The sequence below is a fragment of the Photobacterium ganghwense genome, assembly GCF_003025595.1.
In the GTDB taxonomy this organism is placed as follows: Bacteria; Pseudomonadota; Gammaproteobacteria; order Enterobacterales; family Vibrionaceae; genus Photobacterium; species Photobacterium ganghwense.
In genome coordinates, this window is the sequence record NZ_PYMI01000003.1 from 426867 (window position 1) to 450479 (window position 23613).

Sequence of the window (23613 nt, forward strand, 5' to 3'; positions counted from 1 at the left end):
GTAACTGAATACAGAGTGCATAAACGAAGAAGCGGGCTTGTCCGGCGCTATAAAAAACGGCTGATACGTTGAGTTACAAATGAGAGATTAACGAAACAATCTATGGCTAAGAATGGCATGTGTTAACTGAAAAATGTCATGATTTAACCAGTGTTTCGCACGACACTGTGTCCATCCGTCATTGCCTTACAAGGAATACGTGACCTTGTTCCAGAAACCTTTCTGAGAGTTCTGCCTGCTTTCTTTCTGTATGTAACGAATTAAGTTACGCGTTAAAATCCCCATAGTTATCAGTAATAACAAATGCTTAACTGTTCAATTCCAATACAGTGTGATCCTTTGTCCAGACTCTCTCCGTCGCTTTAAATAGTTATTCATTGTTATCCCCTTCGTTTTCCATTCTTACTATTGATAATTGATTCACTAAAAAAATAAAGTGTGATTTCGGTATCTTTTACTTAAAGTTTTACCAAATTATTATCCCTCCGAATTTTCGTATTTTATGACATTGCGATTGTTTTCTTTGAGCAAGGCAATTTCTTTTCAGCACCATTTTTCCCTGTGTCCGGGCGACGCTGGCACTGGGAGCAAGAGAGGGAATCAATATGTTTCGACACACAGTGTTAGCCGCTCTGATAGGTTCAGTCATTGCGCTGGCGGGCTGTAATAGCAGCTCCCAGGATGAGAAAACCGCCGCTGTACCATCCGGCCCATACAAAAACGTTATCGACCGCACCGGATCACCGGCGTTTCTTCGTGACTATGACGAGTACAGCAACCTGAAATACAACGCATTTGTTGATTTAGGGGCGTGGCATGGGCATTTGTTGCCAGCCGATGAGCAAGGCTATGGTGCATTTGGCGGGATCATGCAGATTACCCAGGAATATGCGCATTACATGTCAGGACAGGCATTTGACAAGCTCCACATTGCCGATCGCCTGAGCGGGGAAGTGATTGATCTCGCAGGTGCTGAAGCAACGGTGTACAGCACGCCGGGCGCATTAGTGCAAATTCTCAAAACAGACGTGCTGACCGTACAAATGGTGCTGCGGTTTGTGACGGATCGGACCTCACTGGTCGAGACTCAGATTACCAACCACAGCGGTAAAGCGATGGAACTGGCGCTGACCTGGGACGGTGAGCTGTTGGAAAAAGCCCGTTCGACACCGGGTTATGAAACCATGTCAGTGGATGACATGTATCCGGATTACCAGCGCCGTATCGAACCAATTGAAAACGGTCTGAAAATTCGTTTCGGCGAGATGAAAGACAACTGGGCCATCCGCAATGATGGGGATGCGGAATTCCGGATTGTGCGCTCTGTGGCTAACCAGACCCATGTTGAGAGCAATAATATTGCGTTCTCATCGACGGCTGACCAGCTCGTTCCTGCCGATGGCATGGTGAAGATCTACACCACGTACTCACATCTCCATAATGCCGAAGAAGTGGAGAAAGAAGCGCGCAAAATCAACGACATTCTTGCTAATCCGCAGCCTTATATGCTGGCTACGGATGAGCGTTGGAACTCGTATATTGCATCGGGCATGGTGAATCAGCAGGCAACGGAAGCTCAGGCTCGTGTGGGGGTTAAAGCGATGATGACCCTGAACGGCAACTGGCGTTCGGCAGCCGGGGATATTCACCAGTCAACCGTAACGCCTTCCGTCACGGCTCGCTGGTTCTCTGGTAATCTGACTTGGCCGTGGGATACCTGGAAACAGGCTTACGCCATGGCGCATTTCAACCCGGATGTGGCGATGGATAATATCCGTACGGTGTTTGAGTATCAGGTCAAAGGCAATGACCCTATCCGTCCGCAGGACCAGGGATACTTGCTGGATGTGGTCAGCTATTCCTTGCCGCAGAGCCGGGGCGGTGCCGGGTCAGAAAACTGGAATGAGAGAAACACCAAGCCGTCACTGGCTGCCTGGGCTGTGATGGAAGTCTACCATGCGTTGAAAGATGAATTTAACCGTCCGGCAGATGCACAGGCCTGGATTGATGAAATGTATCCTAAACTGGTGGCGTATCATGATTGGTGGCTGACAAATCGGGATCACAATAACAACGGTGTGCCGGAATACGGTGCCGCGGTGGATCCGGCTCACAATACCGAAGATGGCCACATGTATGTGTGGGTAACCACCACGGAAGACTTGAATGCACGGTTTGGGGCGGATGTGCTGGAGCACAAAGGCAACGATTATAAAGTGCGGGGAATGGATAACTACAACACCATCCTGGATGAGGTGAATTACACCGCGCTGCATGTGGGCGCACAGGAAGCGGCAGGCTGGGAATCCGGAATGGACAATGCTGCCCGGTTTGGCTTTATTTCGGACGAACAGTTGCAAGCTTATGCCGACAGCCACTATGGCGGTAATCTGTCGGCAGCAAGAAAAGACTGGGAAGTACGTTTTGCGGAAAACCGGGATGATAACGGTGAACTACTGGGATTCTCCATGTTGCAGGAGTCGGTTGATCAGGCTTCATACATGTACTCAGACAACAAATATCTGGCCGAAATGGCGGCGCTTGTGTCCAAGTCGGTACCGGGCAAACAGCGAGCACAGGAGTTTCTTGATGGCGCTGAAGCGCTGCATACCTATATCAACACCTGTATGTTCGATGCAGAAAGCCAGTTTTTTTACGACATTCAGATGAACGTCGACCCGAACGGCAAGCTTGCTCCAGTGATGAAAAATGGCGTGGCCTGTGCGGGTGAGCCAATCGTAGCCCGTGGCCGCGGCCCTGAAGGCTGGGGACCGCTGTTTAATGGCGCAGCGACGCAGGCAACGGCGGATAAAGTTGTGAACACAATGCTCAATGCAGAAGAGTTTAACACCGCATTGAAGTATGAAGGGGCCGGTATTTCGCTGCCAACTGCGTCGCAGAGCAACCCGGCGTATCATGCCGATATTTACTGGCGTGGTCGCGTCTGGCTGGATCAGTTCTATTTTGGGGTGCAGGGCATGAAGCAATACGGCTACGGTGAAGAAGCGGTGCAACTGGCCAACGCCTTGTTCAGCAATGCCGAAGGCATGGTGGGTGACGGCGCGATTCGAGAGAACTATAACCCGGAAACCGGTGCCGTGCAGGGCGCGAGCAACTTCTCATGGAGTGCGGCGCATCTTTACATGCTGTATCGGGACTTCTTCAAAGAAACCAAATAGCGTGAGAAGGTATTATCCTCAGGCTTGAGATAGAAGGGCAAGGGGGTAGAAGTCGAAGGATAGAAGCACAGAACCGCAAAAAGACCCCTTCAGAAAAAGAACTGTCATAAAAACAAAACCGCCACAGTCGTGGCGGTTTTTGTTTGCCTTTTGTGGGCAGCTGTCAGCAGCATTGCAGAGACTTAGGCCAAATCCTGGCTCTGGCCACCTGCCGCTTTGAACCACTGATGCAGATGTGTCTGCAAATCACCTAACTGCTCCGGCCCGATAATCGCCAGACCCAGATCCTGAGCGCGGACCAGATCGTGGTGACGCAGCGGACGGAAGCTGACTAGCATTGCGCGCGCCTGCAGGCCACCCAGCAGATCTCGCAGCGATTCCAGCTTATACAAGGTGTCGTCGCCGTCATCACGCATGCCTTTAGTTTTACATTCAATGATGTGGAGTTTGTTGTTCACCACGGTTGCCACATCCAGCTCGTTACGTACTTCACGGTCGCCGATTTGGCGGTAAACCTGCACCCCAAGGGAGTGATCCTGAATGGTCGGCAGATCGTTCTGAATCGCACGCACTGTGCTGTGCACCAGGTTCTCCAGCCACTCACCGTTGGCAAAGCGACGGGCCTCTTCATGCTTAAAGGTCAGTACACCGTCTTGGTAATTGGCCAGTCCGGTTTCCTCTAAATCATTAATCAGCATGCCCAGCTCTTTATAGCCTTGCTGCTTGTCACTCAGTTCAACGTCCAGTTTTTGTTCTTTACGGCAGGTGGTCGCCAGGTAGTTTAGTGTCGCCAGACCCGGCCCCAGTTCCAGTGCCGCACTAGCCCAGCGTTGGCCCAGTTCCCACAGTTGCTCGTTCAGGGCTTCTGGTACCTGAGATTCCGGCAGTTCGCAACGGGCACCAAAAATGGTCAGGTAATCGGTCAGCTGAATGCGGTCTTCAACCTGCTGTTGTTCGCGGTCGGCCGGATAAAGCCAGCACATCTCATCGCTGAATGGTTCGATGACATAAATCGGCCAGTGGTAGGTACGAAACACTTCGTAAGCAGAGAGCAGGCGGTGACGCAGACCACAGCTGGCATTGAACCAGACATCGGTGTTTTCTTTCTTGAGGCGTTCCGCCAGCTCAATCACGGTGGCGCGGATTTTGGTAACGTTGATAGAGTCGGGGATAACCCAGAATTCGGTGTCGATGTGACGGGGAGTCAGAATAGAGGCAAGGCGTTCATATTGATCCTGTTGAGAAGCCGTACCGAGAAAAATCATCTTGTCAGAAGGAATGCCGTGATCGAGAAGCGGGGTGATCAGTCTGACAGGATCTTGATCAATAATGCCAACGTGAGTAATCATAATTATCCTTAGGCGCTTTCAGTGACTTACTCCGGCAATCAACAGGGTACATAAAAGTCAGCTCCGGATAGTAAGGTCATTAAAATAACGCTTTTCATTGTCTTTCTTAATATATGTGGCCCGAGTGTCAGAATTTCAAGTCATACCCGGGAAGCTTTACTCTAAGCCAAGCAAATCAAAGAAATGTCTGAGTAATGTAAGTCTTTGTCAGCATAAATAAAAATTCGTAAATCCAGATTTCAGGACGTAATTTCCGCCCGCACTTTGTTATGTAAGCCAGGAAACCTGCCGTAAATTTCGGGAAAAAGATTGAAATTATTGTGCTGGCAGTGACAATAAACGGGAAATCATCAACCTGTACGAGTCATGACCCAGAAACTGACCATCCTAGATATTGCCAAGCTTGCCGGTGTCGGAAAATCCACGGTTTCGCGCGTATTAACTAACGATCCTAAAGTGAAGCCTGCGACCCGGGAAAAAGTGGAACAGGTGATTCGCGAATCCGGTTATGTGCCCTCAAAGTCAGCGCAGGCGATGCGCGGCGGCAGCGCCAAAGTGGTAGGGGTGATTCTGTCGCGTCTTGACTCCCCGTCAGAAAATAAAGCCGTCAGCGGTATCCTCGATGTGATCTACCAGGCGGGTTACGATGCCGTCATCATGGAAAGCCAGTTCAGCGCAGAAAAAACCAATGAGCACCTCGAGGTGCTGACCAGGCGCAATGTCGATGGGGTGATTGTGTTCGGTTTTTCCGGGTGCGATATGTCGGCCATTGAAACCTTTGGTCACCGTGCCGTCGTCATTGCGGTGGATACCGATCAGGTATCTTCGGTCGATTATGATCACAAGGGGCTGATTGAACTGGCGGTGAATAAGCTGGTGGAGCAGGGCCTTGAAGCCATTAGTTATATCGGGGTGGATGAGAGTGACCGAACAACGGGTCTGATGCGTTTGAATGCGTACAAAGAATGCTGCGAGCGGCTGGGCATTTCGCCTTGTTTTCAAACCGGTCAGCTCAGTTATGAAAGCGCTTACCACCTGACTGACAAGGTGCTGCTCGCTGAAACTCAAGCCATCGTCTGCGCCAGTGACACCCTTGCCATGGGCGTAGCCAAACGCCTGCAGGAACTGGGGCGCACTGACGTTCAGGTATCCGGTGTTGGCGCGACATCACTGCTTTCTTTCTTATTTCCCAATACCTTCAGTATTGATCCCGGCTACTACCAGGCCGGGGCAGAATCCGCCCGCTTGTTAATCCGGCAGCTTTCAGAACCGGCAGGCATAACTCATCTGGTGCAGCAGGCATCCGTCTGATCACTTCGTCATTGTCCATCGTTGCTGGCAGATCCAGCTAGACTTTCTTAACAGCAAGGTGTGAACTGATTCACGCAATGGGAATGTTCCCATTTTCAATGTGAGAAGTTTTTGGAATGATTGTTGTTGCCCAATGGGAACATTCCCATACATGGCAAAAGCCTGCCTATACAGGCAAAAATGTGCGACGAAAAATACAACATTCCTATTTCAATAACGATGGACAACGGCATGAGTAAGATTACCCAACAACAGGTGGAGCGCCTGCTCGAACAAGTCGGAGGAAGCGAGAACATCGCCAGTGTCAGTCACTGCCTGACCCGCCTCCGCTTTGTACTGGCCGATACAGATAAAGCGGATATTAAAGCCATTGAACAGATCCCGATGGTCAAAGGTTGTTTCACCAATGCCGGCCAGTTTCAGGTGGTAATCGGCACTGAGGTGGATCAGGTCTATAAGATGTTGACCGAATTGACGGGCAAGGGTGGGGCCAGCAAAGAAGAAGCGAAAGTCGCGGCCCGTCAGAACATGAACATTCTGGAGCGCGGGATCTCCCATCTGGCCGAAATTTTTGTCCCGTTGCTGCCAGCTATCATTACCGGGGGCCTGATTCTGGGGTTCCGGAACGTGATTGGCGACATCAAAATGTTCGATGGCCAAACGCTGACGGAAATCAGTCAGTTCTGGGCGACGGTGCATTCTTTCTTGTGGCTGATCGGCGAGGCTATTTTCTTCTTCCTGCCTGTCGGGGTGTGCTGGTCAACCGTCCGGAAGATGGGCGGAACACCTATCCTCGGGATTGTACTGGGGATCACGCTGGTGTCACCGCAACTGATGAATGCTTACCTGATTGGCCAGCAGGCACCGGAAGTGTGGGACTTTGGCTGGTTTGTGATTGAAAAAGTCGGGTATCAGGCACAGGTGATCCCAGCCATGCTGGCAGGTATTGCTCTGGCGCTGATTGAAACCAACCTGAAGAAGATTATTCCAGCGTACCTGTATCTGGTGATCGTGCCGTTCATCTCTATCGTGGTGTCCGTGGTGCTGGCACACGCATTGATCGGCCCGTTTGGTCGCATGCTGGGTGATGCTGTCGGTGCGGCTGCACGTGCGGCGATGACTGGTGACTTTGCGATTCTGGGCGCCATGATTTTTGGTTTCCTCTATGCCCCTCTGGTGATTACCGGTATCCACCACACCACCAATGCCGTTGATCTGCAATTGATGCAGTCGATGGGCGGCACACCTATCTGGCCGCTGATTGCCTTGTCGAACATTGCCCAGGCTTCGGCGGTGGTGGGCATTATCCTCATCAGCAAGAAACACAATGAACGTGAAATCTCGGTGCCGGCAGCTATCTCGGCCTACCTTGGGGTCACCGAGCCGGCAATGTACGGGATTAACCTGAAATACAAATTCCCGATGCTGAGCGCCATGATTGGCTCTGGTTTGGCGGCGGCGATCTGCGGCAGTGCCGGAGTCATGGCGAATGGCATTGGTGTGGGCGGCCTGCCGGGGATTCTGTCGATTCAGCCGCAATACTGGCTGGTGTACCTGCTGGCGATGGCGGTAGCGATTGTGGTGCCAATGATGCTGACCCTGTTCATGTATAAGCGCGCAGAAGCGAAAGGTGAACTGGGCAATGACGAAGAAGCCAGTGCTGAAGCGGCAGCCTGATTTGGTCTGTTAATTTTGTAGCTGGCGGTGGCCAGCTACCTTTTCTGTAGTTTGAGTGTGCAGGTTTATGATGAAAGCGCAAAATGAATGGTGGCGGACTGCAACGGTTTATCAGATTTATCCGAAAAGTTTCTGCGATAGTGGCAGCAAAGGCACGGGGGATATTCAGGGCATTATCTCTAAGCTGGATTATCTGAAAACGCTGGGGGTGGATGCTATCTGGCTGACGCCGGTTTATCGCTCGCCGATGGTGGATAACGGCTATGACATCTCGGATTACTACGCGATCAATCCGGAATTCGGCACCATGGCGGATTTCGATGCCCTGCTGGCGCAGGCGCATGAAAAGGGTATCCGGATTATCATGGATATTGTGGTCAACCATACTTCTACTGAACATGCCTGGTTTCAGTCGGCGTTGGGGGATAAGCAGAGTCCTTATCGCGATTACTATATCTGGAAAGACCCGGTAGAAGGCGACGTCCCGAATAACTGGCAGTCGAAATTCGGCGGCAGCGCGTGGGCACTCGATGAGGCAACCGGTCAGTACTATTTGCACTTGTTCGCTACAGAGCAAGCGGATCTGAACTGGGAAAATCCGCAGGTACGGGAAGAAGTGAAGCAAGTGATCAGCTTCTGGGCGGAAAAAGGGGTCGATGGTTTCCGGCTGGATGTAATCAACCTGATTTCGAAACAGCAGGATTTCCCGAATGATGAATGCGGCGATGGCCGACGTTTTTACACTGACGGCCCGCGGGTTCATGAGTATCTGCAGGAAATCAGTGAAGCCGTTTTCCGGCAATACGGCTCGGTGACAGTGGGTGAGATGTCGTCGACGACCCTTGCACATTGCCAGCAGTACTCGTCACTGGATGGTAAAGAGTTGTCGATGGTGTTCAATTTCCACCACCTGAAAGTGGATTATCCGAACGGCGATAAGTGGACCAAAGCGCCATTTGATTTCATCCAGCTTAAACAGATTTTTAATCACTGGCAGACCGGACTGAACGGCAAGGGCTGGGGAGCACTGTTCTGGTGTAACCATGACCAGCCTCGGGTGGTCAGCCGTCTGGGGAATGACACCCGCTACCGGGTTGAATCCGCGAAAATGCTGGGTGCATCCGTGCACATGATGCAGGGTACGCCGTATGTCTATCAGGGTGAAGAAATCGGTATGACCAATCCGGGTTACACCAGCATTACCCAGTACCGCGATGTGGAAAGTACCAATATGTACGACATTATGGTGAAACAGCAGGGGATGAGCGATGCGGAGATGCTGGCCATTCTGGCGCAGAAATCCCGTGATAACTCCCGAACGCCAATGCAGTGGAACGACTCGGCCTACGCGGGTTTTTCTCAGGCTGAGCCATGGCTGGAAGTGGCGGGTAATTACCGTGAAATCAACGCAGAAGCAGCGGTGGCAGATGAAGACTCCGTGTTCCATTTTTATCGCCAGCTGATCAGGCTGCGTAAAGAGGTGGACGTGATCACCACCGGCGATTATACCGACCTGATGCCGCAGCATGAGAAATTGTTCTGCTACAAGCGTGAGTCAGACAGTCAGATTTTGTTGTGTATCAATAATTACTATGGCGAGTCGGCGGAGTGTCAGTTACCAGAAGCCCTGGCTGTATCAAATGGGCAGTGCCTGTTGTCGAACTATCCTGCGGTAATGGTGCAACCGATGACATCGTGCTTTACCATGCAGCCTTATGAAACCCGGATTATTCTTATCGCGAAATGATGGTTTGGGTAGTACTGATTATCACCATGAAAAAGAGCGCCGTTTGGCGCTCTTTTTGTGTTTAATGTCAGTGATGTGGGCGCTCAGCTCACCCCGGGCATCTTGCTCACAATCGGCATTCAGTTGACTGAAGGCACTTGCGAGGCCAGCAGCCAGATCGCCAGCACAAAAAAGATCAGCCCCATGAATTTGTGCTGATTGGTACGGAATTTTTCGTTTTTCAGCAGTGGTTGACCCAGGCTGCCAATCATGGTGACCAGAAACAGATTAAACAGCAGGCCGAGCACATTGAGTAGCAGTCCCAGTACCAGCATTTGCTCGCCAGAGCTCGCAGTTACCTGTGAGGATACGAATTGCGGCAAAAAGAGAACAAAGAAAATCAGCGCTTTAGGATTTAGCAGATTACTGATCACCGCCCGTCGATACAGGGTTGTCGCCAGGCTCTGGCTGTTTTGTACTTCCGGTGTATCAGCTGGCTGAGTGCGCATACAGTCCCAGCCCATTTTCAGCAGATAGGCGCCGCCCAGTACCCGCAGGACTTCCAGGGCGAAAGGGTTCATGGCAATCAGTGCCGATACGCCCATGGCCGCCAGCAGTGTCAGGATCAGGCCTGATGTTGCATTCCCCAGACTCGCAAACACGCCTACTTTTTTGCCATAGCTCAGGCTTGAGCTGGCGATCAGTAACATATCCGGCCCCGGAATAAGCAGCAGGGCAATCACAGCAGTGAGGTAAACGGGCAGTATGGAGAAATCAATCATTTGCTTATCTGGGTTGGTTTAGAAGGAGCTGGATTCTACCGATTGTGATGGTCAAATTGAACTGTTTTTAACTTGATTGGTGGTAATTAGATCTGTTTTAACATGAGTGAGTGGAGAGATGTTCTGATTTGAGTGGTCAAAAAAACATCACACTGAAAGTATGGCGTGAGCTGGCTGGCGTTTTACGCGTTCTTTTCACATCTGCCCGGTATTTTTATAGCAATCAATTAACGTCATATATACAATCAATTGCTTACTTGGTGGGTAAGTGATTTTATCGTGACGGGATTGTGTGATCTTGGGCGGTAGCATATTTGTCGTTAACCGGTTAACAATGGGGAAGGCGGATTTGCAACTGTATATGCCCTGTGATGTCTATCAGATTGTGCTCGATATACTGACCCTTTTTAAGCCTCATTAATAGACTGTGATGAGAGTACTGACCGTATAGTAAGTAAGGTGCGACAGTGCGCAATCACTTCTATAGTTATCAGTTCACTCTCAGACCATAGCTATTTGAAAAGGACACGTTATGTTTACAGGAATTGTTCAATCAGTGGCATTCATCGATGACATCAGCGATGAAAACGGAATTCAAACCTTTATCCTGAAGTTTAAAAAAGGCTTTTGTGACGGGCTGGAAGTTGGCGCCAGCATCGCCGTTGACGGTGTGTGTCTGACTGTAACGAAAATCCTGTCAGAAACACGGGTCAGTTTGGACATCATGTTGCCGAGCCTGGAGACAACAGCGCTGGATCGCTACCTGAAAGGGGATATCGTCAATGTTGAGCGAGCCGCCAAGGACGGAGCCGAAATTGGTGGCCATCCGTTGTCGGGCCACATTGATTTCCACACACCGATTTTGCAGATCACCCGAATAGACGATAATCACTGCCTGCGCTTTGTGCTGTGTGACGAGTGGAAGCGCTACATTTTCCCGAAAGGTTATATTGCCATTAATGGTGCCAGCCTGACGGTATCTGCTGTGAATAAAGACTCGGGCTGGTTTGAAGTCTGGTTGATTCCGGAAACCCGCCGTACGACAAACCTGGAAGCCAAGCGAGTTGGTGAACATGTGAATGTGGAGATTGAGCGGGGTACGCAGGTGGTGGTTGATACTGTCAGAGATACCCTGACTGAGAACCTGGGGCCGCTGATGCCAATGTTTGAAAAGCTGCTGGCTGAACAGGGGATCGATATGAATGCACTGGCCCAACCGGCGAAAGAGCAGGCATCGTCGTTGCCTTGTCGTGAAACGTCCTGATTACCTCTTGGTAAATGCGCCAGTTGTCTGCGGCTGGCGCAGTTTCTGACGGCCATGGACAGCCCGAGCCGGTGCTTACGGAACCGATGATAGCGTCCGCCGAGTAGGACAACCCTTCGCTGATTTTATCAATGAACAGTTTAGCCATACTTAGCCACAACTCATCACACCTAGCTAGTCACGTTGTGCAGTGAAGTAGGATGGAGGGTGGTAAGCACAACAGATAAAGGAGACAGACATGGAACGTTCCGATAAATCCGGCCTGATTGTGCTGGGGATATGCGTGCTGCTTGGCCTTTCGGCGTTAGGCTATATTTTGGGTCAGGCTGCGATTCAGTACAAAATGTATGACCGCACCGTCACGGTGAAAGGGTTGTCAGAGCGCGAGTACAAGGCTGACATTGTGATCTGGCCGATCCAGTTTAATGTGGCCGGGAATGATCTGACGGAGCTGTATAAGAGCATTGATGACCAGACCCATAAAATTCGCACTTATCTATTGAGAAATGGCATCGCAGAGGCGGATATTTCCGTGTCATCACCGGCGATTACCGATAAATCGGCACAGCAATACGGTAATGATGCCGAGGCGAAATTCCGTTATACCGCCTTTCAGACAGTGACGGTGTATTCCAAAAATATTGATGCCGCCCGGTCGGTCATGAGTTCGTTGTCTGAATTGGGTAAACAGGGCATTGTTTTTACCGGGGATAACTACCAAAGCCAGACTGAATACCTGTTTACCCGTCTGAACGACGTGAAGCCGGAAATGATTCAGGAAGCCACCCAGAATGCCCGGGAAGTAGCCGAAAAATTTGCGCAGGACTCTCACAGCGATTTAGGCAAAATTCGTAAAGCCTCGCAGGGGCAATTCAGCATTGCAGCACGGGATCGAAATAACCCTCATATCAAACGTATCCGTGTTGTCTCAACCGTTGAGTATTACCTGTCAGATTAATCGTGCAGATGGCGTAAGGGGGCAAAAACGTTGCCCTCACGCTGACAGTTCTGACCCAAGATCTCGCCATACACCATCATCGTTTCAGATGCCATGCCGCTTCGGCGGCAAGGTATTCCTCCTGAGGCATTCCGTTCTTGAGCCTGTTATTGCACCGTCAGGGTATTCGCTGGTGGTTCAAGCGGCTTTGCTGTTTCAACGCTCAAGCATCAAGCCGAGAACGACCCACAGGGCTGTTTCTGTCTTCACTGGCCACATGGACATCGATTGTCGTGAGCATCGCTTGTCCTGAGAACCGTTTGCCGTGGGAACTGCTAGTGACGTTGTTTGTTATCCGGAATTGAGTGCATTTTCATTACGCCTTTTCATTTATCCCTTTTTCAATGTCTCTTTTGATCTCTTTTGATCTCTTTGTTTCACGATATAGGACGCTATTTATGGCCCAAATTACCTCAATCGAGCAACTGGGTGGGTTCTACAGCCAACCAAGTACCCGTGCTGCCAATAAGTCACTGTATGAACTGGATGGTTATACCCGAACGTTTATCGAGCATTGTCCGTTTTTACTGCTCAGTAGCGTGGATGAACAGGGGATGACCGATGTCTCTCCGCGAGGTGGCATGCCGGGCTTTGTGGCTATTTTGGATAATAAAACCCTTCTTATACCGGACAGCCCCGGCAACAACCGTCTGGATACCTTCCGCAACCTGCTGGAAAGACCGGGAATCGGTCTGATGCTGATGGTGCCAGGTGTCGAAGAAGTCGTGAGAATAAAGGGGACCGCCAGCCTGCACGATGACGAAGAGTGGCTGGCACGTTGTCTGGATGGAAAGCGTCCGCCAAAACTGGTCATTAAAGTCGATATTCAGGAAACATTTTTCCACTGTGCCAAAGCGATTATGCGGGCAAAATTGTGGGACGGTACCTATACCGTTGACCGTGATATTCTGCCTTCTCTGGCTAAGATTCTCAAAGAACAGCAAAATCTGGACGGAGAAGCCATGGAGCAGAAAGAAATGGTGGATTACTACCAAAGTACACTGTAACCCTTGAATACCAGTCTTTGATCGACAGAGCAGCGTTAAGACGGCGACGCAGCATCGAGAATGGGATACTTAACCATCAGGAAAGCACCGTGAAGAGTACGGAAACCCTACACATTAAAACCGTGGATGTTGATGCACACTATCCGCAATGCCTCGCGTTTCGTCGCGAGGCATATCAGTGCAGCTTTGGCCATACTGACGGGTTTGATGATGTGTTTGAGGATTATGAAGATCGTATACGCAGTCGTCTTGAATTACCGGAATGGCGTTATGAACATGTCTGGCTGGGAGATGAGATTATTGGTCAGTTGGAATACAAAGCCTATTCTTTTGAGCCGGGTTTGGGTTATGTGCATCTGATTTATCTGGCTCCCGAGTATCGGGGAGCCGGAATAGCAGATAAGCTGCAACATTACCTAGCCAAGCAGTTTCTCTCTCTGGGGTGCCAGGGTGCAATTCTCTCTGTCAGTAAAACCAATGTCAGGGCTCTCAGGCACTACCAGAAAAACGGTTGGAATTTCCTGAAGTCCAACTGCCAGATGCCGCCAAAGCAAACGGATTATTATCAGGTGCGATTCCAGAGCCTACATCAGTGCTAAAGCCCGTATCAGAGCTAACACCTGAACCAGAGCGAAAGCCCCATGGAAATGTATGAATAACACATGTCACCCCACAAATGCCCCCGTCAGTCTCTCAACCCGCACGGCCGGTGAAGACGACTATGAATTTTTGTTTCAGTTGAAAAAGGCCGCCGAATTCGGACCAATCAGCGCCGTGTTCGGGTGGGACGAAGCACTGCAGCGTGAATTTCACCATGATGAGTGGTCTGCGGCCAAGCCCGAGGTGATCTGTGTCAATGGTCAGCGAGCCGGCAGCTATCTGGTGGAAGAGCGGAATATCAGGGATAAACTGACCAACGAAAGCTCTCCGGAACTGTATTTCTGTCGTTTCTTTCTATTGCCTGAGTTTCAGGGCAAAGGCATCGGGAGTGCGATTCTGGCACGGTGTGTCGCGCAGGCTGACAGGAGGCGTAATCTGATGCGTTTGTGTTATTTGCAGGGAAATCGTGTCGGGGAGCTGTATCAGCGATTTGGCTTTGAGATTGAAAACCAGGACACACAATTTGTCTATATGGTAAGGCAGCCTGCCACATGAGTTGGGAGACAAGTTGTTATCTCAAGCAGTACATACTCATGTATTTACCGCAGCTATCTGCCGCCATGTGAAAAGGTTCAGGGAAGAAAAATGAACAACAAACAGGTAACCGACGCGTATCGTCGTTTTGAACGTCAGGGACTGGTGCTGGAAGGCTTTCGCAAGGAAGTAACCACCAATGTTGTCAGATTCGTATCTGACGGCGAGTCTGGCAGTTTTATTAGTTTTTTCGAGGTGCCAGAGCAGGACGCTGACCAGTTGATTCAGCAAGAGATTGCTTACTTCACCACCCTTGGCAAAGACTTTGAGTGGAAAGTCTTCAGTACCGATGAACCAGCGGGGTTTGGAGAAAAACTGGTATCGCAGGGATTCGTGAAGGAATCAACAGAAAGCTTTATGGTTCTGCCACTGCCTGTTTCTCAGGCTACAGAGACAGATACTGATGCAGTAGCAGTTGCAGTTGAGATAGAGCCAACACGCTTTGAACCTGAACTGGTGGCATTACGTTCTGAGGCCGTATCAGTCGTTGAAGTGATTGATGAAGCTGGTATCCGCGCGGCTATGTCGGTGCAGGCGAAAGTGTTTGGTGGTAATTGGGAGGATCATACCGGTGAGTTAATTGCCACTAAGCAGAAAAGGCCGGATGATCTAAAAATCTATGTGGTGTTCGATGCGGAGATGCCGGTTTCATCGGCATGGCTCCGCTTTACCGAAGGTAGCCCGTTTGCTGGGCTATGGGGCGGCGCGACGCTCGACAGCCATCGCGGTAAAGGATATTACTCGGCATTGGTGAAGCGTCGAATTCGTGACGCGATGGTTAAGCAGAAGCAGTACCTGACCATCGACGCATCTGAGATGAGCCGAGTTATTGTTGAAAAGCATGGTTTTCAACATGTTGCGACGACATCCCCTTATTTGTGGAAGCTAACGCGGGGATAGCTTAAGCGATACCAGCAGTATTGACTTGTCGGGTACTAAAGCGCCTGGCATGGAACCCAATGTAGTAAAAACAGTGCTAAAAACCCACTATTCAAAGGAGTGAGTACGGTGAATATCGGCATATATATCTATGACAACGCAGAAGTCCTCGATTTTTCGGGGCCTTTTGAGGTGTTTACTACTGCGGCAAGAGTTGCCGGGCTCGACTGGCAGGTTTCGCTGATATCCGAGCATGGAGGGCTTGTCACTGCTCGGGGAAATTACCTGGTCCAGTCTCATTACAGCCTTTCGGCGCATCCGCCGTTGGATGTGTTGATTGTGGCAGGAGGTGTCCACAATCAGGAGCTGACCAAGCCGGACGTTCTGGCGTGGATTCGTCAGATGTCAGAGCAAGCCACCTGGGCGACCTCGGTTTGTACGGGCGCATTTATTCTGGCTAAAGCCGGGGTGCTGGACGGGTTAACCGTTACCACTCATTGGGAAGATATTCCGGCATTAACTGAACATTTCCCGGCCTTGAACGTTGTCAGCAACCAGCGCTGGGTCGAGCAAGGGAAAGTCATCACCTCGGCGGGGATCAGTGCCGGTATCGATATGAGCCTGCATCTGGTTTCCCGGCTGGAATCGGTTTCACTGGCTGAGCGCACAGCGCGGCAAATGGAGTATGAGTGGCAGGGTAACAAGCAAGGGTGAAAAGAGCGATTAGCCGCAGCGTCGGCTTGGCCGACGCTGAATGAGTCTTTCATGATGACAATTGGCGAGTGACACTCTTGACGCTCAGATGCTCAGCAAAGCGTGTCGTCCTTGAGGGCTTCATTCTCTGAGTCAGTCAGTGAGAAGTGACGCTTTTACATTTGTTTGAAGGCGTAAACAAAACAGGAAATCGACAAGAACAAGTAGAGAAGGCGCGTTATCTTTTGCCAGTTCTCCTCGTTGAGTGACAACCGTTTTTTATAGGTGGTAAAACACAAGGTATACATCGAATGTATAAAAATGACGTTACCAGCAAAAATAACAATTAATAAGAAAAAATGAATATTCTCATCGAGGTATAAAGGGTAAACCGAGGTAAAAAAGAGCAACGCTTTAGGGTTAGTGACACTAATGAGAACGCCACTGAGCATTTCATGATTCCTTGCCATTTTTTCGCGCAGAACAACCTTTTTATTATGGGGTTTAGCCGCGGCCAGCCATAGAAAGTAACACGCACCAAACAGCGTTACCCATCCCAGTCCTCCAGGGATATGGCGATCAACCCGAAGCAGCATCTCATGAGAGAAATAGCCAACCACCAGAATACCTATTGCGACGCCAATATAACCTCTGATCGCCGTTCCGGGACCTTTCGTCAGGGTATTGGTTATCGTAAAGACAACCGCCGCACCGGGACTTGCAACAGTCAACGCAGATATGATGAAGTAAGTAACGAGTGAACTCATGTAGGTAACCTTGGGAATCATTTTTGTGTCATCAGAGTACCGGGTTGCCAAAAAGATAATAATATCAATACGGTTTAAACATTTTTAACTAATGGTTTATGGTTACCCGTTTGGTCTAACTGGTGGAAGGTGTCATGGACAAATTTAAAGCTATCGAAACATTTATCACGGTGTGCGATGAAGGTAGCTTCACTAAGGCATCAGAAAAGCTTGGCGTGTCTGTGACCATGGTCAGTAAATATATTAATTTCTTAGAGAAAGAAATCCGGCTGAAATTGATTAACCGCAATACGAGAAAGCAGGAGATCACCGAAGCGGGAGCAATGTATTTAAGCAGTTGCAGAGCTATTCTGCGTGAGTTGGCAATAACCGAAAAACACCTTGAAAGCTACGCTACAGTGCCTGATGGAAGAATACGGATCTGCGCTCCGACCAATTATGGGACGTATGAGCTTTGCCCGTTATTACATGCTTTTAGTTCACAGCACCCCAATATTCGTATTGAACTGACTTTATCTGATGAAATTTCCGACATTATTGAAGATAAATACGATTTTTATTTTCGTGTGGGGCAATTATCCGATTCAGGTTTTATTGGCATGCAGGTTGGGGAGCAGCAGATGAGGTTCTGTGCTTCACCGGCGTATTTGGAGGCACACGGCACGCCAACGACTTTAGCCGATCTTAATGACCATAACGTGCTTGCTTTCAGCCCTTGGTTTGCAGGTTCTTCATTTAAACATCGTTTTGACCTGACGCCGTTATCCCTCGATGCGTCGACATTCGTTAGCAATAACGGCAACAGCTTGCGAATCTGCGCAAAGCTGGGTGCTGGTATCATTCTCCAGCCTTTGCCTTTGTTGGAAGATGATATAAAACGGGGCGAGCTGGTGGTTATCCTTGAAGATATCAAGCTGGAGCCTAGGCCCGTTTTTCTGATCTATCAAAGCCGCAATTTGCTTCCCGCCCGAATGAAGCTATTTATCGACTTCATTAAACAGTCCTGCAGTCAACGTAAAGGGATCTATCGGTGTTAGCCGTCTTCCTTTATCCTGAAAAAACGCTGTATCTTCAGAGTAATAAGTAAAAAACGGCATCAGACTCGCCGCTGTGCGGAAACAGAAGAGGGAGCTTAATGCTCCCTCTGGTTGCGGTTGTGATTGTAGTTTCGATTTGTCTGTTTGAGGCTTACTGCGTTTGCTCCAGCAGATGGGTTTTCAGGAACTTGTCCATCGCTTCATAGGCAGCAAGGCGGTTTTCCAGTGAGTAGAAACCATGCCCTTCGTTTTCTTTCACTATGTATTCCACTTCCACGCCGCGATCACGTAAGGCCTTCACGATTTGGTCCGACTCACTTTTGACTACGCGCGGATCTTTTGCCCCCTGCAAGACCAGTAAAGGTGCTTTGATGTTCTGAACATGGAAGACCGGTGAATAAGCGTGAAGCATTTTGGCTTCTTCCTGATCCTGCGGGTTGCCGACCATATCGTGCAACATGGCCAGATAAGGCTTCCAGTACGGTGGAATGGCATCCATAAACGTGAACAGGTTAGAGACGCCTACGTAGTCGATACCGCATTTATACACATCCGGAGTGAAGGTGACCCCGGCCAGCGTCGCATACCCCCCATATGAACCGCCATAGATGCACACATTCTCTTTACTGGCGAATCCTTGGTCGATGGCCCAGGCTACGCCGTCAGTAATGTCGTCCTGCATCGACTGACCCCATTGCTTGAACGACTTTTCCCAGAATTCGCGCCCATAGCCGGTTGAGCCACGGAAGTTCATTTGTAGTACGGCGATACCGCGGTTGGCAAACAGCTGAACTTCAGGATTAAACCCCCACACATCCCGCGCCCACGGGCCGCCGTGCGGCAGCACCAGCAGAGGCAGATCTTCAGCTTTACGGCCTTTCGGTAGGGTCAGGTAGCCGTGAATCAATGTACCGTCGCGTGAGGTGTACTGTATCGGCTTCATCGTTGCCATGTGTTCCGGCTTATGCCACGGGGCATTGTCGGCCAGCTTAGTCAGTTTGTCTGCCGTGCGGTCATACAGGTAGTAGCTCGGACGGGCAATGTCGCTGCTGGTGACGACAATAAACTTCGCCTCATCGCGGGTGGCGTTGTTAATCGAGACTTCACTGTCGGGAAAACGGCGTTGGAGTGCAGCGAACATGCTTTGAAAGCCATCGTCCAGAAAATGGTGTTGCACCTTGTCGGTAATGTATTCAATGCTGACCAGTTTGTTCAGATGGCGGGAATAGAAGGCATCTTCCACATCCACGTCCGGATGAGAGAATATTTCCCGAATTTCGCGGTTGTTGGCTACGTCATACTCGACGATCGCTGCTTTATCACGGGTGATACGTGAAACGGCATACAGGTTGTTATTGTCCGGGGTGAAAGCAATGGGGTTGAACGCTTCTTTGTAGCTCAGCTGTTTCAGCGGGCGGAAACTCCCTTGCTCGTTGTCCCGGTATAGCACCGCCGTATTCACGCCGTCGGTGGTCTCTATCGCGCGGATAATACCGTTATTGTCAGTCAGCCACTCGGTCACGTTCCCCGGGTTTTTCGCCACTAACTCACGCTTTCCGGATTCTAGGTGATAACGGTACACATCAAACACTTTGGGATCGCGCTCGTTACTGGTCAGCAGAATTTCATCTGGTTGATTTTCCAGCGTATCAATCACAAAAGCCTGAGTGCCCGTCGTCGGTGTGATGGCTTTTTGTTTGCCGGTGACGACGTTGACCATGACCAGATAGTAGTTTTCATCGCCACCGGTATCGCGGGAATAAATCAACGTGTCGTCATCGACCCAGTTGAAATACGCGATATCCCGTTCTGTCACATCAGTCAGCCGTGCAACCTTATCGGGTTGGTCGGTCGGATGGACGAAGATATTCATCCGATCCTGCCACGGCTTCAGCATGGCAATAAAGTCGCCATCCGGTGAAATCTGGTAGCTGCGCACCACGCTGTTGCGGAAAAAATAGTCAATCGGATATTCCGGTGGCACTGACTCAGCCTCTGAAGGCGTTGTGTTGGCGGTCGGTTGTGTCCCCGACTGGCTGCATCCGGCCAGTAATACGGCCAAACTGGCTGAAAGCAGTAACTTGCCTTGTTTCATTGTTGTGCTCCATGGTTATTTTCCAAGTCATCGCTTATGGTTAAAAAATGCAGATACTGATGACTTGCTTTATAGGCATGGTTTAGTCAGCTAATTTGCAAGTAAGTTTTTGCTGTCAGGAAATATTACTGATATTTAAGCCGTTAATGGGATGTCGGTAACGCTTTTGTTACATCTGGCTGAGGTGAATCATACGCTAGCCCCGTTTTCGGTAGCCGACAACGTGCGAGAGAAAGTGTTTGGAAAACCGCTCGTTGAAACGAAATCCATAGCCTATGTCGGTGTCATTCAGTTTGTCCCAGCCGGTTGTTTCGAAATACTGATTGATATCGTCCACCGCGTCTTCGGCATCAAGCAGGTGTTTTTTCTGCCATTGGTAAGTATTGGACACAACCAGTACACCGCCAGAACGGGTACTCTGCTTCAGGGCATCCATGATGGTCAGCGGAGACTGACACTGATCCAGCACATTAAGACAGACCGTTAAGTCGGCTTGGACGGTCAGGGTTTTTCCGTCAAACGGGGCATTGATACAGGTGATCTCGCTGTGCTGGCAGGCGCTGGCTATTACGGTGGTATCAATGACAAGGCTGCCCCGCTCATTGAGACCTTGGATGTAAGGAAAGGCATAGCAGCCCGGTGTCATCAGCAACTTCTGACAGTGACTGAGCAATCGTTGAGAAGGCTCAACAAGCCAGCTTTGACGAATCTGGGGAAAGCGTCGCAGCGTTTCGTAGGTGACACGCCCGAGGGCTGGACCCACTTCCAGATAGTGGCTCGGTGCCACATCGGCTTGTTGGCAACAGGCCGCAATAAACTGACTGACCTCGCGATAAAACGGAGAAATAACAAAGGCATCTGGTACGGGCTTGGAAGCACAAGCCAGTGGGGTGTTGTCACCCTGAGCCCGCAATACTTCCAGCCACTCCGCCTCAAAATAAGCACCCAGATTGCGTTCTTCGCAGTAAAAATCGTCCATATTGCTGTTCTCCGACCTAGCTTTTTTTATCCGAAATAGCTTCTTTATCCGACATCACTCTTTTCTCAGGCATAGCCTTTTTCTGGCACAGTCCTTTTCTTCGTCATCGCACTGTTTTCTGAGATGGCTCTGTTCTCAGACATGATGCTGTTCTTCGATTTAGTACTGATCTTTGATTTAGCACGGTTCTCTGATTGAGCATTGGTCTCTGACAAAATGCCGATCTCGCTCCGCGCCACGTGTCACTGTGCCACCAACTGACAAAAGAAATTCGGGAGCCGCGAGGATTAAAGCACAATGCATTCAGTTGTTTATGCTGAAAAAGAAAGTTTGAGATCGCAGTGGATTAACCGGCAGAAAATGGGATGAAAAAAAGGGAAGGGCACAAGTGCGCTTCCCAAAGGTTTCGAGTCTTCTGTTATTTTTGTAATTCGTTGAGGTGATCTGGTTTAGCTGTTCAGGAAATGTCCCATTTCCCGGTACACCTGTTCGCATTCGGCCTGAACCAGATCTTCCATATTCATAAAGGTATGAATCATGTCTTCAAAATGCAGGTGACTGACAGGAATGTCGTTGTCCTCAAGCTGATTGACATACGCAAACCCTTCATCACGCAGCGGGCAGAATTCTGCTGTAATAACAAATGTCTCCGGCAAGTTAGGAGTAAATTCGCCATACAGGGGAGATGCCTGATAGCGGTTTTCACCGTGACGGAAGTAATTGTCAAAATACCATGCGATTTTGCTGGTGTGCAGCAGATAGCCGATGGCGTTCTGCTCCAGTGACGGCATGCTCATGGTGTAATCCAGGCTGGGGTAAATCAGTACCTGGCGATGAATTGAAACGCTGGCATCAAACTGCGCCAGACGGCTGACGCTGGCAGCCAGTGCACCGCCACCGGAGTCCCCGCCAATCGAGAGCTGTCTGGCATACCGGACGGCTTGACTTTCGAGCGTTGTCCAGAGGTGTTTGACCACGTTATAGGCATCATTTAAACCGGCCGGATACGGGCACTCCGGTGCCAGGCGGTATTCAACGGACACCACAATGTGTTGGGTGGTGAGGGCCATTTTCCGGCAAAGCGGGTCATAGACGGTGACGCTGCCGCCCATGTGACCACCGCCGTGAAAATACACCAGAACCGGCAGTTCGCGGGTAGGGTCCGGGTGGTAAATACGCACCGGCACGTCGTACTCTTCCCCGGCGACAATGTCATCTTGTACCCAGGCGATAACCGGCGAGGTGGTGACCAGCCCTCTGGTGAGGTTGGCCAGTCCTTCCCGTGCGTTGACAGGAGTCGCTTTGAAGCCGTTTTCTATCAGAATCGCTAGTTGCTCGTTAAAAACGGCCAACCATGGCTGAAGTTTGGGGCTGACTTGTCGCATCCTTGATCTCCTGTATCCTGAAATAAATTACGCCCGGCGTGTTGAGGGAGACAATTGCTCAGCGCGTTTTCCTGTTTCTGGCAGGAAAAAGCTGGCTAAGAAAAATGTCGAGGAACAAGCGACAGCAAAGCTGGCTGCAACCGAAATATTGCCGGTGCTATCTGCCAGCACACCTGCGAGGTACATCAATATCGTTTCAATAATGTATGACACTGACCAGAACATACCAAAAATAACCGTGATTTTTGCCGGGTTCATGCCGGGTAACTCCTGCGGCAGGGTAATTAAACAGGTCATTGGCATGAACATAAAAAATCCTGCCAGAAAGGCTGCGGCGTAAGCCAGTGCCGGGCTGCTGGTTGTAATCATGATGGCAGCACTTGCCGTCATGGCGAGGCCGCAATAACGAATGACGGGCACCCGTAACGGATACCGTTTGGCCATGATGATACCTGCAACGGTTCCCACCATACCTGCCGCGATCATGATAGAAGACAAATACTTAGCCTCGACGGCAAAGGTCGGAACCAGAGGGAACAGCGAAAAGACTGCGATATAGCAGAACAACAGTCCGGAGTAGGCAATGGGCAGCCACCAGTTAACCGGCTCTTTCATGCCATCGGACAGGGAATAAGTTTCTGCTGGCGTGGAAGATTGGGAGGCTTGAGAAGACCCCGTCAGGGAGAAATCGTCACTGATCACCCACCACACTACGAGTATCGCGAGGCTTGCTATCGAAATAGCGGAGACAACCTGCTGCCAGCCGTCAAAAACCGACAGCATGAGGCCGGTCAGGAGCAAAGCCATCAGATTGCCGGTGTTAAAAGCCGCCGCATTGATGCCATTCACGACAGGACGCTCTTGTGAGTCAAAGTATTTCACCACAATGGGGTTGAAGTAGACGATCACGAACGCGCCGCCAAAGCCCATAATCAGGCGGGAAAACACATACAGCGGGTAGTTAGAAGCAAAGGCGCAGAGAATGCCGGCAACGATAAGCAATGAGGCAAAGGTAAAGGCTTTTTTCGGCCCCAGTTTGATCAGCACCCAGGCTGCCAGCAGATTACCGACAATTTTGGCAATGGTGATGGCGTTGGTTATCCAGGTGGCAGACGTCATATCTTCCACACCATAATGCAGCATGATGTCCTTTGTCATCATGGCTCCGGATACCCAAGACATGGCAAACAAGGCATAGGTGAGAAAGATGACACCTTCGATTAAGTGCTTTTTCTGCATCGCTATCACTCCCTGTGACTTTGCTGAACGTGATTGGAGAAAGAGGGGCGCTT

General features: G+C 50.2%; 19 protein-coding genes. 12 read left to right on the plus strand and 7 right to left on the minus strand.

The features are described 5' to 3' along the window. Positions 1-605: 605 nt before the first annotated feature. Positions 606-3179 (plus strand): alpha-glucosidase, encoded by a 2574-nt coding sequence (gene ygjK / locus C9I92_RS12405; protein ID WP_047883423.1) that lies wholly within the window; start codon positions 606-608, stop codon positions 3177-3179. 182 nt (positions 3180-3361) lie between these two features. On the opposite strand, the gene C9I92_RS12410 is transcribed toward ygjK, so the two are convergent. Continuing rightward, positions 3362-4528 carry a Card1-like endonuclease domain-containing protein gene (locus C9I92_RS12410; protein ID WP_047883424.1) on the minus strand — a complete coding sequence of 389 codons (1167 nt, stop codon included), beginning with the start codon at positions 4526-4528 and terminating at the stop codon, positions 3362-3364. 366 nt (positions 4529-4894) lie between these two features. On the opposite strand from C9I92_RS12410, the gene treR reads away from it, so the two are divergent. The 3 genes from treR (at position 4895) to treC (ending at position 9263) form a co-directional block, all read left to right on the plus strand. Continuing rightward, positions 4895-5839, plus strand: coding sequence for a trehalose operon repressor TreR (gene treR / locus C9I92_RS12415; RefSeq protein ID WP_047883425.1), 945 nt, complete (start codon positions 4895-4897; stop codon positions 5837-5839). A 231-nt stretch (positions 5840-6070) separates the two neighbouring features. Continuing rightward, positions 6071-7516 (plus strand): PTS trehalose transporter subunit IIBC, encoded by a 1446-nt coding sequence (treB, locus tag C9I92_RS12420; protein WP_047883426.1) that lies wholly within the window; start codon positions 6071-6073, stop codon positions 7514-7516. 70 nt (positions 7517-7586) lie between these two features. Next, the gene (treC, locus tag C9I92_RS12425) at positions 7587-9263 is read left to right on the plus strand and encodes an alpha,alpha-phosphotrehalase (protein ID WP_047883427.1); all 1677 of its coding nucleotides are present in this window, start codon (positions 7587-7589) and stop codon (positions 9261-9263) included. A gap of 119 nt (positions 9264-9382) precedes the next feature. On the opposite strand, the gene C9I92_RS12430 is transcribed toward treC, so the two are convergent. Further along, entirely contained in the window at positions 9383-10024 is a 642-nt protein-coding gene (locus tag C9I92_RS12430; protein ID WP_047883428.1) for a LysE family translocator, read from the minus strand. A 532-nt stretch (positions 10025-10556) separates the two neighbouring features. On the opposite strand from C9I92_RS12430, the gene C9I92_RS12435 reads away from it, so the two are divergent. The 7 genes from C9I92_RS12435 (at position 10557) to C9I92_RS12465 (ending at position 16079) form a co-directional block, all read left to right on the plus strand. Continuing rightward, entirely contained in the window at positions 10557-11288 is a 732-nt protein-coding gene (locus tag C9I92_RS12435) for a riboflavin synthase (RefSeq protein WP_047883429.1), read from the plus strand. A gap of 238 nt (positions 11289-11526) precedes the next feature. Then, positions 11527-12246 (plus strand): SIMPL domain-containing protein, encoded by a 720-nt coding sequence (locus tag C9I92_RS12440; RefSeq protein WP_047883430.1) that lies wholly within the window; start codon positions 11527-11529, stop codon positions 12244-12246. Between the two features lie 437 nt (positions 12247-12683). Next, the gene (locus C9I92_RS12445) at positions 12684-13292 is read left to right on the plus strand and encodes a pyridoxamine 5'-phosphate oxidase family protein (protein WP_047883431.1); all 609 of its coding nucleotides are present in this window, start codon (positions 12684-12686) and stop codon (positions 13290-13292) included. Positions 13293-13381: 89 nt separating this feature from the next. Further along, complete coding sequence (locus tag C9I92_RS12450; protein WP_211263814.1) at positions 13382-13891, plus strand: GNAT family N-acetyltransferase; 510 nt, start codon at positions 13382-13384, stop codon at positions 13889-13891. Between the two features lie 52 nt (positions 13892-13943). Next, complete coding sequence (locus C9I92_RS12455) at positions 13944-14447, plus strand: GNAT family N-acetyltransferase (protein WP_047883432.1); 504 nt, start codon at positions 13944-13946, stop codon at positions 14445-14447. A 90-nt stretch (positions 14448-14537) separates the two neighbouring features. Then, on the plus strand, positions 14538-15386 hold the full coding sequence (locus C9I92_RS12460; protein WP_047883433.1) for a GNAT family N-acetyltransferase: 849 nt from the start codon (positions 14538-14540) through the stop codon (positions 15384-15386). Positions 15387-15494: 108 nt separating this feature from the next. Beyond that, entirely contained in the window at positions 15495-16079 is a 585-nt protein-coding gene (locus tag C9I92_RS12465; protein ID WP_047883434.1) for a DJ-1/PfpI family protein, read from the plus strand. 155 nt (positions 16080-16234) lie between these two features. Here C9I92_RS12465 and C9I92_RS12470 read toward each other — a convergent pair whose 3' ends face one another. Beyond that, positions 16235-16825, minus strand: coding sequence for a LysE family translocator (locus tag C9I92_RS12470; RefSeq protein WP_047883435.1), 591 nt, complete (start codon positions 16823-16825; stop codon positions 16235-16237). Positions 16826-16959: 134 nt separating this feature from the next. Between C9I92_RS12470 and C9I92_RS12475 the strand changes: the two genes are divergently transcribed. Then, the gene (locus tag C9I92_RS12475) at positions 16960-17862 is read left to right on the plus strand and encodes a LysR family transcriptional regulator (RefSeq protein WP_047883436.1); all 903 of its coding nucleotides are present in this window, start codon (positions 16960-16962) and stop codon (positions 17860-17862) included. A gap of 151 nt (positions 17863-18013) precedes the next feature. On the opposite strand, the gene C9I92_RS12480 is transcribed toward C9I92_RS12475, so the two are convergent. The 4 genes from C9I92_RS12480 to C9I92_RS12495 form a co-directional block, all read right to left on the minus strand. Beyond that, positions 18014-19957 (minus strand): S9 family peptidase, encoded by a 1944-nt coding sequence (locus C9I92_RS12480; RefSeq protein ID WP_047883437.1) that lies wholly within the window; start codon positions 19955-19957, stop codon positions 18014-18016. A 196-nt stretch (positions 19958-20153) separates the two neighbouring features. Continuing rightward, positions 20154-20936, minus strand: coding sequence for a hypothetical protein (locus tag C9I92_RS12485; protein WP_047883438.1), 783 nt, complete (start codon positions 20934-20936; stop codon positions 20154-20156). A gap of 449 nt (positions 20937-21385) precedes the next feature. Further along, a complete protein-coding gene (locus C9I92_RS12490) occupies positions 21386-22321 on the minus strand; it encodes an alpha/beta hydrolase (protein ID WP_047883439.1) in 936 nt (311 codons plus the stop codon). A gap of 27 nt (positions 22322-22348) precedes the next feature. After that, positions 22349-23560 (minus strand): MFS transporter, encoded by a 1212-nt coding sequence (locus tag C9I92_RS12495; RefSeq protein WP_047883440.1) that lies wholly within the window; start codon positions 23558-23560, stop codon positions 22349-22351. Positions 23561-23613 lie beyond the last annotated feature (53 nt).